The organism is Sphaerisporangium sp. NPDC049002, assembly GCF_040649355.1.
GTDB lineage: Bacteria > Actinomycetota > Actinomycetes > Streptosporangiales > Streptosporangiaceae > Sphaerisporangium.
This window is the reverse complement of record NZ_JBEZFH010000221.1, coordinates 1-12,459: the sequence shown is the minus strand read 5'-3', so window position 1 is coordinate 12,459 and position 12,459 is coordinate 1. Positions and strand designations below refer to the sequence as shown.

Here is a 12,459-nt window from a genome sequence, read left to right as displayed (position 1 = left end):
GCCTCGACACCACTGTGCTCCTCTTGAACTCGGCCACCGGGGGGCCGACCTGCTGAGCCGGATGGTGGACGACACCGACGCCGTGCAGGACCTGCTGGTGCGCTGCCTGCTGCCCGCCGTGGCCGCCGCGGTGACCGCCGTCGCGGCGGTGACGCTGGGGGCCTTCCTGCTGCCCGCCGCCGCGCTCGTCCTGCTCGCGGGGCTGCTGGCCGCCGGGCTGCTGCTGCCCGCCGGCACGGCCGCCGCCGCCCGGCGCCGGTCCGCCCGGCTCGCCCCCGCACGGGCCGACCTCGCCGCGCGGGTCGCCGACCTGGTGCACGGAAGCGCCGACCTGGCCGCCTACGGGGCCGGGGAGCACGCCCTAGCGGCCTCGGCGCGGGCCGGCGCGAAGCTGGCGGCGCTCGAACGGCGGCAGTCCAGGGCCAACGCGGCCGCGCTCGCGCTCGGCATGCTGGTCCAGGGCCTCACCGTGGCGGCGATCGTGCTCGTCGCCCAGCGCGCCGGGGCCGGCCAGGTGGCCACCGCCGTCCTGGCCCTGACGGCGTTGGTGTCGTTCGAGCCGATCCTGCCGCTGGCGGCCGCGGGCGAGCGGTTCGCCGGGGTCACCGCGGCGCTGCGCAGGCTGAGGGAGATCAGGGCCACCCCGCCCGCCGTCCCCGAGCCGGCCGCGCCCGCTCCCCCGCCGGAGGGTCCGCTTACCGTCCAGGTGGACGACCTGGTGGTGCGGCACGCCCCCGGCCGGGCTCCAGCGCTCGACGGCGTCTCCCTCACCCTGACCCCCGGCAGGCGTGTGGCCGTGGTGGGGCCGAGCGGGGCGGGCAAGAGCACGCTGCTGTCCGCGCTGATGCGCACCGCCGACTTCGAGTCCGGGGACATCCGGATCAACGGCACCGGGGTCCGCGACCTGCCGCCCGACGAGGTGCGGGCGAGGATCACCGGCCTGACGCAGGACCCGTACGTCTTCCGCGCCTCCGTCCGCGACAACCTCAGGCTGGCCGGCCCCGAGGCCGGCGAGGAGGAGCTGGCCCTGGCCGTGCGGCGCGCGCGCCTGGACGCGTGGGTCGAGCGGACCGGATGGGACGCGACGCTGGGCGAGGACGGGCGCACCGTCTCCGGCGGTCAGCTCCAGCGGCTCGCCCTGGCCCGCGCGCTGCTGCACGACCCCGAGGTGCTGCTCCTGGACGAGCCCGCCGAGGCCCTGGACGCGGCCACGGCGGACGCGCTGATGGCCGACCTCCTCGACGCCACGCACGGCCGTACGACCCTGCTGGTCACCCACCGCCTGCACGGTCTCGAAGGCGTCGACGAGATCATCGTCCTCGAAGGCGGGCGGGTGACGCAGCGGGGGCGCCACGACGCGCTCGTGGCCGTGCCCGGCTACTACCGGGACCTGTGGCGTTCCGAGGCCCTGACGGCCACGCCCGGCTGACCTCCGTACCGCGCCCCGGCGTCGCCAAGGGCCGCAGGTTCTCCTGACGCCTTCCCCGGGGCCCCGGACATGGATTCGCCGCCGGGCCCGCAGCGTCCCGGCGGCGAATCCAGCTCGGATGGTCAGCTCGTGACCGTCTTCTCCGCCAGGGTGACCGTGGCCGTGGAGGTCGAGCCGTCCCGGACGTACGTCAGGGTGACCTTGGTGCCCGGCTGGTAGCCGCGTACGGCGCCCACCACCGTGTCGGCCCCGGCCACGGGCTTGCCGTCGATCTTCGTGATCAGGTCGCCCGCCTTGAGTCCCGCCTGGTCGGCCGGGCTGCCGGACTGCACCGAGCCGATGACGGCTCCCTGGGCGTCGCCCGTGGCGTCGGCGAGATTGACCCCGAGGAAGGCGTGCGTGGCCTTGCCCGACTTGATGAGCTGGTCGGCCACCTGGTGAGCGGTGTTGATGGGGATCGCGAAGCCGACGCCGATGTTGCCGTCGCCTCCGTTGGTCGCGATGGCGCTGTTGATGCCGACCACCTGGCCGGAGGCGTCGACGAGCGCGCCGCCCGAGTTGCCGGGGTTGATCGCCGCGTCGGTCTGGATCGCGCCGCCGATCGTGGTGCCGCTCTGCTGCCGCTGCTGACCCTGGCCGAGGCCGCCCTGACCCCAGCCGGGCGGTAGCTGCTGTTGCTGCTGGGACTGGTCGCCGACGGTCAGCGTACGGTCGAGCGCGCTCACGATGCCGGCGGTCACCGAGCCTTCAAGCCCGAGGGGGCTGCCGATGGCGAGGACGGCGTCGCCGACCCTCAGCTTGTCGCTGTCGCCGAGCGTCGCCTTGGTCAGCCCGGAGACGTTCTCCGCCCGTACGACCGCGAGGTCGGTGGTGGGGTCGGTGCCGACGATGGTCGCCGTCGCGCTCTTGCCGTCGCTGAACTTCACCTGGACCTTGGCGTTCTGCCCGGCGCCCGCGACCACGTGGTTGTTGGTGAGGATCAGTCCGTCGGCCGAGAGCACCACGCCGGAGCCCTCGGCCTGACCGGCCTGGCTGCTCACGGTGATGGAGACCACCGACGGTTGCACGGCCCGTGCCACGTCGGCCACCGTCGTCACACTGGCGTCGGACGCAGGCCTGACGATCGGGCTGGAGATCACGGTCTTGGTCCCGACGGCCGCCGTCGCGACGAAGGCCCCCGCGACCCCGCCTCCCACGGCCACCGCCGCGAGAGCGAGCCCGGCCACCGCCTTGCGGCCGGTCGTCCACCACGGGGGGGCCGTGCCCGCCGCCTGGGAAGGCATGATCTCGGTGTCCCCGGCGAACCGCTCGGAGCCGCTCCAGCGGGGCTGGAAGGCGCCCGCCTCCGGCGGGGTCTGACCGAACTGGGTCCATCCACGCGAACCCGGCGCCTCGGCCGGAGTGGTGTCACTGCTCTGCTCACGCGGGTCTTCGGTGCTCATCTCTTCCCCCAGGGTCATCCGCACTCGTCGCCCATTTGGCGACGGCCGGCTTCGGACCGGTAAATCAATGATGACAAACGGGCGATAAGAACTGCCTAAGCCCTAACTGGACGTTGGCTGAACGTCCCGCGGTGGCGAGCCGCCCCCGAGGGTCGACCTCCGGGGGCGCCGGGATCCCGACGATCCGCCACGCTCGGGCACGCACCTAGCACGAAATACTTAAAGTACGAATAAAGCGGAGATTCTCCGAATTCTCGGAGCGAGTAGGAGCTTGCAGCTGGGTTATCGGAATCAACCACCCGCCCTTCCTGGAGTACCAGGTTGCCATCGGGGTATTTTTCATGGGACGGCCCGTAAATGGTACGGACACTTCCAGGAGCATAAATATGAGACATATCGCTGTATTGGCGGTCGCGCTCTTCGTACTGGCGGTGGGGGCGTCACCGGCCGCCGCCGAAGAGGACCCGTTCGATCCGCTATGGGAGCAGCAGACGGGACGTCCGTCCTTCTCCATTACCACTCCGGATATAACCGGGGAGCCCCAGACGATCGAGTACGTCGACATCGACGGGCACGCCGTGACCGAGGGTGACATCGTCATCGGAACACCCGCCGAGGCGGCCTCGGGAAAGATCCAGATGCCGGGCGTATTTCCCGAGGTCACCTATGACACTCCGCCTTCCGTGGAAAGGCCGACCCCCGACGCTCCCCTGCGGCCGGGGGACTGCCGGGTGCCGGAGGGCGCGGCCACGACGCAGGCCGGCGCCCTGTGGCCGGACAGGAAGGTGCCCTACGTCCTCTCCCCCGAGCTCTCCGCGCCCGCCCGCGAGGCGATCGGCCAGGCGATGCGGGATTTCCACGACAACACCTGCGTGCGTTTCGTCCCTCGTACGACCGAGGCCGGTTATCTCAAGATCTTCCCCGGTGACGGCTGTTATTCGTACGTGGGGCGCATCGGCCCCGAGCCGCAGGATGTATCCATCGGAAAGGGGTGCGAGCGGAAGGGCATCGCCATTCACGAGCTGCTGCACGCGATAGGGTTCCTCCACGAGCATTCCCGTTCCGACCGCGACGCAGCGCTGACCGTTCACCTGGAGAACGTCGCGAAGGGATACGAGTCCCAGTTCAAGAAACTCGCCCTTCCGCAGAACCGCCTTTTCACCCCGCTCGACTACGGCTCGGTCATGCTGTACGGAAGGACCTTCTTCAGCAGGAACGGGAAGGACACCCTGGAGCCCTCGGCCCCCGTCTCGATCGGCCAGAGAATCGGTTTCAGCGCGGCCGACCTGGACGCCGTCCGGGCCCTTTACGGCTGTCCGTGAGCAGGTGCCCGCGCGGGCGGCCTCAGGATCCGGCGGGCCAGTATTCGTCCTTCAGCAGGCGCTTGTAGAGCTTCCCGGTGGGGTGGCGGGGAAGCTCGGCCCGGAAGTCCACCGATCTCGGGCACTTGTAGGCGGCGAGGCGCGCCCGGCAGTACTCGATCAGCTCGGCCGCCAGCGCGGGGCCCGCGTCCGCCGGGTCCGCGGGCTGGACCACCGCCTTGACCGCCTCGCCCATCTCCTCGTCCGGCACCCCGAAGACCGCCACGTCCGCGACCTTGGGGTGGACCGACAGGACGTTCTCCGCCTCCTGCGGGTAGATGTTCACCCCGCCCGAGATGATCATGTGCGAGCGGCGGTCGGTGAGGTACAGGAACCCGTCCTCGTCCAGGTAGCCGATGTCGCCGAGCGTGGTCCAGCCCCGGCCGAGGGGGTCCTGGGACGCGCGGGTCTTGTCCGGGTCGCCGTGGTACTCGAACTTCGGGCCGTCGGAGAAGTAGACCATGCCGTGCCGGCCGGGCGGGAGCTCGTCGCCGTTCTCGTCGCACACGTGCGTGACGCCGAGCAGCGGCCGGCCGACGGTGCCCTTGTGGCTCAGCCACTCCTCCGAGCCCACGTACAGGAAGCAGTTGCCCTCGGTGCCGGCGTAGTACTCGTGGACGATCGGGCCCCACCAGGCGATCATCTGCTCCTTGACCGGCACCGGGCACGGCGCGGCGGCGTGGATCGCGCAGGCCAGCGAGGACAGGTCGTACTTGTTCCGCACGGCCTCGGGGAGCTTGAGCATCTTGATGAACATCGTCGGCACCCACTGCGAGTGCGTCACGCCGTACTTCTCGATCAGCGCGAGCGCCCGCTCGGGGTCGAACCTCTCCATCACCACGATCGTCGCGCCGATCCGCTGGAAGGTCATGCAGTAGCGCAGCGGCGCGGCGTGGTACAGCGGGGCCGGTGAGAGGTACACCGCGTCGGCCGATGGCGCGAAAAGGAACCGCACGAGCTCCAGCAGCGCGCCCGGGGTCTCCAGCGGCACCTTGCCCAGCCGGGGCTTGACCCCCTTCGGCCGCCCGGTCGTGCCGGAGGAGTAGAGCATGTCCGAGCCCTGGCACTCGTCCTCGACGGGGGTCGCGGGGTGCGCGGCCACCGCCGCCTCGTACGGCTCGAAGCCCGGCGCGACGCCGTCCATCATGAGCCTGAGCCGCACCTTCGGGGTGTCCTCCGTGGCCGAGGTCGCGACCTCGGCGAGCGCCGCCGAGGAGATGAAGACCTTCGCCTCGCAGTTGTCCACGATGTAGGCCAGCTCGTCGGACCGCAGGCGGGAGCTGATCGCCGTGTAGTACAGCCCGGAGCGGTGCGCGGCCCAGGCGACCACCAGGAACAGCGGATGGTTCTCCAGCATGAACGCGACATGGTCGCCCGGCCGCAGCCCCGCGGAGCGGAAGAGGTGGGCGAGGCGGTTGGACTCCTCGTCCAGCTCGCGGTAGGTGACCACACGCCCGGAGCCCGCCATGATCACAGCGGGTTTGTCGGGCGTCTGTGCTGCGACTGCTCCCGGATGCATAAAACCGAACGGTACTCGGTCGACTCCCCGGTGGAAAGGATCCGGGCGGGGACCCTCCGCGCGCCCCATCCTGTCATTGACAGGATCGACGCCGCCTATCTACCTTGACTATGAAAGTTGACCCCGGGAGCACGGCCGACCAGAGCCAGGGAGCAGCCGAGAAGGCGGGCCTGGCCGAACCGAAGGCCGCGGCTTGGGTTCACACACGGCCTCTCGGTCCGTCCGGCGCGGGGGTACGTCCGCGCGCTTTTCGTGTTGAGAAAAGGCGTATTGAGGTACCTCCGGCCAGAACGCCGAATTCGGCTCCGGACACCGTTCCGCCGCGATCGAATTCCCGCCCTGGAAACGCCGTTACGCCCCGGCAAACAGGCATCGACGGGCTGTTGTGTGACGACGGAAAAGCGCCCCCGGCGAGAAGCCGGGGGCGCGGTCATCTTCGGGCCGCTCTATTTGCCGGAGCCGGCTTCGCCCGTTACAGGTAGACGAGGGACATGCCCAGGCCCATACCCTTGGGAATAGCGGCGCACTGGGGCGCCGCCATGACCCGCGTGATGGCGTAGCAGGAGTCGACCCAGTCGTCGGTGTCGATCGTCCAGTCGGAGGGCAGCGCGCCGACGATCTTGTCAGCGACGGAGACGTAGGAGCCGTTCCCGCTGATGACGAGCGCCCCCTCGACGACGGCCTTCACCAGGCCGGACAGGTCGGCGTTGTCATCGCGTTCCATGAAGACGACGTCGACGGCGCTCCACTTGAAGGCCGACCAGTCGATCAGGATCTGGTTGGGCGAGTAGATCACGCCCTCAGTCTTGATGTAGGGCATCTCGACGGTGTCGACCCGGGCCGCGCCATCGACGCCGGCGCCCGCGACCCAGGCGTAGATCTCCGGTGAGCCCTTGTACCACGGCTCGTGGTCGTTGTAGTTGGCGATGCGGCGGATCTGGCCGAGCGGCCGGACAGCCGCCGAGGCCGAAGGAGCGGCCGTGTTGTCCGTCCGGTCGGTCCCGGAGATGCCCGCCTCGGTGAGCTTCCGGCGGAGGGCCTCCCTGCTCAGGGTCGCGACCTTGCTCTCGTCCAGTCCCACGATCAGCACCGGCCGGGCGGGAGCCCGGAAGGCGTCGATCTCGTGCGCGCGACCGGCGGAGTCGTAGGCCGTCACCGTGCGGAGGGCCTTCTCATCGACGGACGGCGTGAACATGACGAGGGCCTTGTCCCCGGCGGCCACCCGCTTGGCCGTGGCGGGGTCGGTCCGCACCTGGAGCAGCGACTCGTTCGTGGCGTCCAGGCCCTTCAGCCGCAGGATGTCCCCGTTGGCGCGGCGGGTGTAGTCGGCGACGTCCCCGGCGCCCGCCACTGAGGCGAACAGGGACGCGAGGTCCGCCTGGCCGTCGTCGGCCAGGTCCCGCGTGATCGTGCCCCGGAACGCCGGGTCGTCCAGGCGCCTGGCCACCTGCTGGGCGAGCGCCCGCTTGTAGCCGTCCATGGTGGCGGCGCGGTTGGGGGCCGAGGAGGCGACCGGCTGCTCCGGGCCGCGCGTGGGGGCGGCCTCGGCCGATGTCGGCGCGATGCTCCCGATCAGGGCGGTGGCCATCGCCAGTGCCGCCAGTCCGGTGAACTTCTTCACGTGTTCTCCTACTGATTAGTGGGAACAGAATGCAGTCGCGAGAACACGAGATGCGACGCCGTCGTCACGACTTCTCACCCGCATCCACAGTCGACGCCGCCACACACCACCACTATGGGAAGCATCTCGAACGGCTAGCGCCTTTCGAAGCAGAGCGGTGGGCGTCGCTCCCACAAAGCTCGCAGGCACGCCTTGGATATGACTTACAATTCCTTGTCAGGAGCTAGTCAGGCGATTGCCAATCAGAAACTAGTCAGATTAAGCGATCTCGGATTCATGCCTGTAACGCCGCATAGTTGGCTCATCGTCAGTGTGGCCTGTTCTCCCACCTACGATCCTTGTCGTGTCCTGGGATGCCTAACCGACCGCGCTGACCGAGCGGATCGCTGAGCCGCTGTTCAATCGACCCGAGCCCCGCTCCACTTCCCTGACCTGCTACGCGGTCTGCCGGCTGACGTGCCACGGGAGAACTGCCGGACGCCGACCCGCTGAGTGACGAGGTCCGTTCCTACGTCCTGCGGCACGCGGAATGCGCTTGGTAGGGGTCGCGGAGCGGCTCGACGCGGGCGGCGAACTCCCCCTTCACCCGCTCCATCTTCGGGCCAGGGGCGTAGAACCGGCCCTTGGTCTCGCCGTACGGGGTGAGCCAGTCGCGGGCGGCCAGCTCGCGCAGGTCGCGCGCCGCCTGGCCCTGGCTCAGCGACTCGTCGGCCTGGTAGGTGCCGCGCCGGAGCCGCCTGCTCACGAAGACCTGGTAGAGCGCCGAGACGCACCGGGGATGGAGCCGCTCCTTGTCGACCTGCTCCTCCAGCACGAGCCACACCTCCCCGGCCTCGGCGAGCCGCCGCCGCACCCGCTGCGCCTGCATGTGATGGGCCCGCAGGCAGAACCGCATCCAGGAGTGCGTCCGATCGTGCGGATCCCACCCGCCCTGCTGAACCTCACGCAGCGCCCGGTAGTAGTCAACGGTGTTCTCCCCCATGCCAAGCCATTCCTCGATAGAGGAGAACTCGGGGGTCAGGATCTGGTCCCGGCCGAGGACCAGTGTTTGCAAGGCTCGGGACATCCGCCCGTTGCCGTCACGCCATGGGTGTATCGCGACAAGGTTGAAGTGCGCCATGGCCGCCCGGACGTAGCTCGGCGCTTGCAGGTCTCCGCCGTTGAGCCATCCCACCAGCTCGTCCAGCAACGCCGGGACGGCTTCCGCGTCGGGGCCCTCGTAGACGACCTCGCCGGTCGCCGAGTTGCGGACGTAGATGCCACCCGGGCGTGGCGTCCCCGGGGTCTTGTCGTGGTGGTGGCCGATCATCATGAAGTTCAGCGCGTGCAGCATGCCGGTGTCGAAGCGGAACGACCGGGCCAGAGAGAGATGGCGGATGTAGGTGAGCGCCTGCTGGTATCCGGCGATCTCGCTGGTCACCGCCGAGGAGGTCTCCAGCGGCTCCTCACCGAGCATGATCGACTCGATGTCCTCGACACTCGCGCGGTATCCCTCGATCGTGTTGGAGCCCTGGATCGCGCGCGCCTGGAGCTGGCGCCTGAGCTGGCCGTCCCACCGATGGGACTCCGCGAGACGGTACTTCAGGTCGCGGCGCATGTCCTCGATCTCGCCGAGAACGGCCTTGTCGGCAGGATCCAGCTCTGGTGTCCCGTACAGCATGCCGTCATGACAGCATGGACGAATCATCCTGTCAAGCGACAGGATGATTCGTCCATATTTGTCCGCGCGGGCCGTCAGAGCCGCGCGGACCCGGCAAGCCCGTGCCGGGCCAGGTCAGGCGGCGGCGGGCTCCGCGACCGTCGCGGGGGTCAGCGCGATGGCGAGCACCTCGCGCACGTCGCTCACCGCGTGGACGGTCAGCTCCTCGCGCACCGCCTCGGGCACATCGTCGAGGTCGGGTTCGTTGCGCGCGGGGATGAGCACCGTGGTGATGCCCGCCCGGTGAGCGGCGAGCAGCTTCTGCTTGACCCCGCCGATCGGCAGCACCCGCCCGGTGAGCGACACCTCGCCGGTCATCGCCACGTCGGACCGTACGGGGCGGCCCGACAGCAGCGAGGCCAGGGCGGTGGTCATCGTGACGCCCGCCGAGGGGCCGTCCTTGGGGATGGCGCCCGCCGGGACGTGGATGTGCACGGACCGGTCCTTGAGGGACCCGACCGGCAGCTCCAGCTCGGCGCCGCGCGAGCGGAGGTAGGACAGAGCGATCTGCGCCGACTCCTTCATCACATCACCCAGCTGGCCGGTGAGCGTGACGGCGGTGGAGCCGGTCTCCGGGTCGGCCAGCGACGCCTCGACGTAGAGGACGTCACCTCCCGCGCCGGTGACCGCGAGCCCGGTGGCCACGCCCGCCACCGCCGTGCGCTGCGCCGACTCGGGCAGCGAGGACTCGGGGACGTTCCTCGGCCTGCCGAGGTAGCCCACCAGGTCGCCCGCCCCGACGTGCACCGGCAGCGCGGCCCGGTCGAGGGCCGCCCGCGCTGTGACCTTGCGCAGAACCCGCGCGATCGACCGCTCCAGCGAGCGCACCCCCGCCTCGCGGGTGTACTCGCCGGCGAGCCTGCGCAGCGCCTCCTCGTCGACCGTGACCTCCGAGGAGGTCAGGCCGGCCTTTTCGAGCTGGCGGGGCAGCAGGTGGTCGCGGGCGATCGCGACCTTCTCGTCCTCGGTGTAGCCGTCGAGCGTCACGACCTCCATGCGGTCGAGCAGCGGGCCGGGAACGGCCTCCAGGACGTTGGCGGTCGCCAGGAAGAGCACGTCCGACAGGTCGAGCTCGACCTCCAGGTAGTGGTCGCGGAAGGTGTGGTTCTGCGCGGGGTCGAGGACCTCCAGCAGGGCCGCCGTCGGGTCGCCCCGGTAGTCGGCGCCCACCTTGTCGACCTCGTCGAGCAGGACGACGGGGTTCATGCTGCCGGCCTCGCGGATGGCGCGCACGATGCGGCCGGGAAGCGCGCCGACGTAGGTGCGCCGGTGGCCGCGGATCTCGGCCTCGTCGCGGACGCCGCCGAGGGCGACCCGGACGAACTTCCTGCCCATGGCGCGGGCGACCGACTCGCCGAGCGAGGTCTTGCCGACCCCGGGAGGCCCCGCCAGCGCCAGCACGGCGCCGCTGCGGCGCCCGCCCACCACGCCGAGCCCCTGGTCGGAGCGGCGCTTGCGCACCGCGAGGTACTCCACGATGCGGTCCTTGACGTCGTCGAGGCCGGTGTGGTCGGCGTCCAGCACGGCCCGGGCGGCGGCGATGTCGTAGGAGTCCTCGGTGCGCTCGTTCCACGGGATGTCGAGGACCGTGTCCAGCCAGGTGCGGATCCAGCCGCTCTCGGGCGACTGGTCGGAGGCGCGCTCCAGCTTGTCGACCTCCTTGAGCGCGGCCTCCCGGACCTTCTCGGGCAGATCGGCCGCCTCGACGCGGGCGCGGTAGTCCTCCTCCTCGGAGGCGGCCTCGCCGTTCAGCTCGGCCAGCTCCTTGCGGACGGCCGCGAGCTGCTGGCGGAGCAGGAACTCGCGCTGCTGCTTCTCCATGCCCTCCTGGACGTCCTTGCGGATCGTCTCGGCGACGTCAAGCTCGGCCAGGTGCTCGCGGGCCCAGTCGACCAGCAGGGCGAGGCGCTCCGCCGGGTCGGGGTCCTCCAGAAGCTCGACCTTCTGGGCCGTGGTCAGCCACGGCGCGTAGCCGGAGCTGTCGGCGAGCTCCGACGCTTCCTCGATCTGGTTGATGGCGTCGACGATCTGCCAGGCGCCGCGCTTCTGCATGATGGTGGTGGCAAGGGCCTTGTACTGCTTGGCCAGCTCCCCGGCGCGCTCGTCGGCGGCGACGGCCTCCATCGTGGTGGACTCGACCCACAGGGCCGCGCCGGGCCCGGTGGTGCCGGAGCCGATGCGCACCCGCTCGACACCGCGCACCACGGCGGCGGGCTCGCCTCCGGGAAGCCTGCCGACCTGCTCGACGACGGCGGCGACGCCCACCGCGCCGTACTTGCCGTCGATGCGTGGAACAAGCAGCACCCGGGGCTTGCTCTGGTTCGAGGAGGCCCGGGCGGCGTCGATGGCGGCGCGCACCTCGGTGTCCGACAGGTCGAGAGGAACGACCATGCCGGGGAGGACGACCTCGTCGTCGAGCGGCAGCACCGGGAGGATCAGGCTCTGACTCATGCGAACTCCAAAGGTTGAGTTACATGCACTCAATTAATGAGAGCCCACGATTGTTCCCAAGACTGCGCTTGTTCGCTGCGAGCGATCGTAATTCTGTAATCTCCTAGGCCGTGACGCGCGGATGTCCCTCGCCGACCCCACACGTTCAAAGACGACCACCGGCCCGACGCGAGACCCGGCCACCACGTTCACAGGCGGCCAGCGGGCCGAGGGTGAGGGGGCGGGTTGGGCGGCCAGGCGTGTGGGACGCGTTCCAGCACCCCGCCGGCGTAGACGTCGTAGAGGCCGAGCGGTTCCAGGTGCACGTACCCGATGTGGCAGTCGCACGTCGCCAGCGGGCAGGCCCTGGGACGCAAGGCCTCACGGAACGACCCGTCGTAGAGGTTGCCGATCACCGAGGGCACGAAGTGGCACCGCCGGACGGTGCCGTCTCCCGCGACCGAGATCACGCTCTCCCCCGTGCGGCACGGCAGCCCGGCGCTGGGATGAGGGTCACGGCTGTAGGCGAACAGCGGGTCGATCTCCTGCCAGCCGGCCGCCTCATCATCGCTGTAGAGGTGACCTTCGGCGGCGTTCACCCACAGGTAGGTGGTCGCCGGGAGGTCGGCGCGGAGCCGGCGCGCGTGGCCGAGGTGCTCGGGAAGGCCGACGATGCCCACGCTGTGCCGCACGCCTCGCGCGGCCAGGGCGCGGCATCTTCCGAGGAACCGGTCATAGGTCACCTGACCGGGGTGGAAGGTCACCCAGAGGGCCAGCCGGTCGCGATCGGCCTCCTCCAGCCAGTCGAGGCGGCAGCTCAGGTTGGTCTGGATCGCCACCCGGCGCACGTGCGGGAGATGGCCGAGGCGGAGTGTGACGCGACAGCCGGAGAAGTCGCGCGCGAAGGTCACCGGGCCGGTTGCGCCCTTGGGGGTGCTACTTGGCCGACTGGGCCCTT

8 protein-coding genes are annotated in these 12,459 nt (G+C 70.4%); 2 read left to right on the top strand and 6 right to left on the bottom strand.

Going from position 1 to position 12,459, the window contains the following annotated elements; all coding sequences use genetic code 11:
• The coding region (gene cydC, locus AB0B89_RS30415) for a thiol reductant ABC exporter subunit CydC (protein WP_358559668.1) at window positions 1–1,429 on the top strand (1,429 nt) is incomplete at its 5' end.
• Between the two features lie 122 nt (window positions 1,430–1,551).
• Here cydC and AB0B89_RS30410 read toward each other — a convergent pair.
• Window positions 1,552–2,871, bottom strand: coding sequence for a trypsin-like peptidase domain-containing protein (locus AB0B89_RS30410; protein ID WP_358559666.1), 1,320 nt, complete (start codon window positions 2,869–2,871; stop codon window positions 1,552–1,554).
• A gap of 386 nt (window positions 2,872–3,257) precedes the next feature.
• Here AB0B89_RS30410 and AB0B89_RS30405 point away from each other — a divergent pair, with 386 nt between their 5' ends.
• On the top strand, window positions 3,258–4,193 hold the full coding sequence (locus AB0B89_RS30405) for a M12 family metallopeptidase (RefSeq protein ID WP_358559664.1): 936 nt from the start codon (window positions 3,258–3,260) through the stop codon (window positions 4,191–4,193).
• Window positions 4,194–4,215: 22 nt separating this feature from the next.
• On the opposite strand, the gene AB0B89_RS30400 is transcribed toward AB0B89_RS30405, so the two are convergent.
• The 5 genes from AB0B89_RS30400 to AB0B89_RS30380 form a co-directional block, all read right to left on the bottom strand.
• On the bottom strand, window positions 4,216–5,751 hold the full coding sequence (locus AB0B89_RS30400) for an AMP-binding protein (RefSeq protein ID WP_358559662.1): 1,536 nt from the start codon (window positions 5,749–5,751) through the stop codon (window positions 4,216–4,218).
• A gap of 472 nt (window positions 5,752–6,223) precedes the next feature.
• The gene (locus AB0B89_RS30395; RefSeq protein ID WP_358559660.1) at window positions 6,224–7,372 is read right to left on the bottom strand and encodes a DUF3103 family protein; all 1,149 of its coding nucleotides are present in this window, start codon (window positions 7,370–7,372) and stop codon (window positions 6,224–6,226) included.
• Window positions 7,373–7,880: 508 nt separating this feature from the next.
• Window positions 7,881–9,032 carry a Fic family protein gene (locus AB0B89_RS30390; protein ID WP_358559658.1) on the bottom strand — a complete coding sequence of 384 codons (1,152 nt, stop codon included), beginning with the start codon at window positions 9,030–9,032 and terminating at the stop codon, window positions 7,881–7,883.
• Between the two features lie 114 nt (window positions 9,033–9,146).
• Window positions 9,147–11,522, bottom strand: a complete 2,376-nt coding sequence (lon, locus tag AB0B89_RS30385; RefSeq protein ID WP_358559656.1) for an endopeptidase La — start codon at window positions 11,520–11,522, stop codon at window positions 9,147–9,149.
• A gap of 188 nt (window positions 11,523–11,710) precedes the next feature.
• Window positions 11,711–12,459, bottom strand: a 749-nt coding sequence (locus AB0B89_RS30380; RefSeq protein ID WP_358559654.1) for an STM4011 family radical SAM protein, incomplete at its 5' end; no start/stop codon positions are given.

What these genes read in the sequence shown, in the direction of transcription:
- AB0B89_RS30390 (WP_358559658.1), bottom strand. Translation starts at nt 9,032, where the DNA reads ATGCTGTACGGGACACCAGAGCTGGATCCTGCCGACAAGGCCGTTCTC.
- lon (WP_358559656.1), bottom strand. Translation starts at nt 11,522, where the DNA reads ATGAGTCAGAGCCTGATCCTCCCGGTGCTGCCGCTCGACGACGAGGTC.
- AB0B89_RS30410 (WP_358559666.1), bottom strand. Translation starts at nt 2,871, where the DNA reads ATGAGCACCGAAGACCCGCGTGAGCAGAGCAGTGACACCACTCCGGCC.
- AB0B89_RS30400 (WP_358559662.1), bottom strand. Translation starts at nt 5,751, where the DNA reads ATGCATCCGGGAGCAGTCGCAGCACAGACGCCCGACAAACCCGCTGTG.
- AB0B89_RS30405 (WP_358559664.1), top strand. Translation starts at nt 3,258, where the DNA reads ATGAGACATATCGCTGTATTGGCGGTCGCGCTCTTCGTACTGGCGGTG.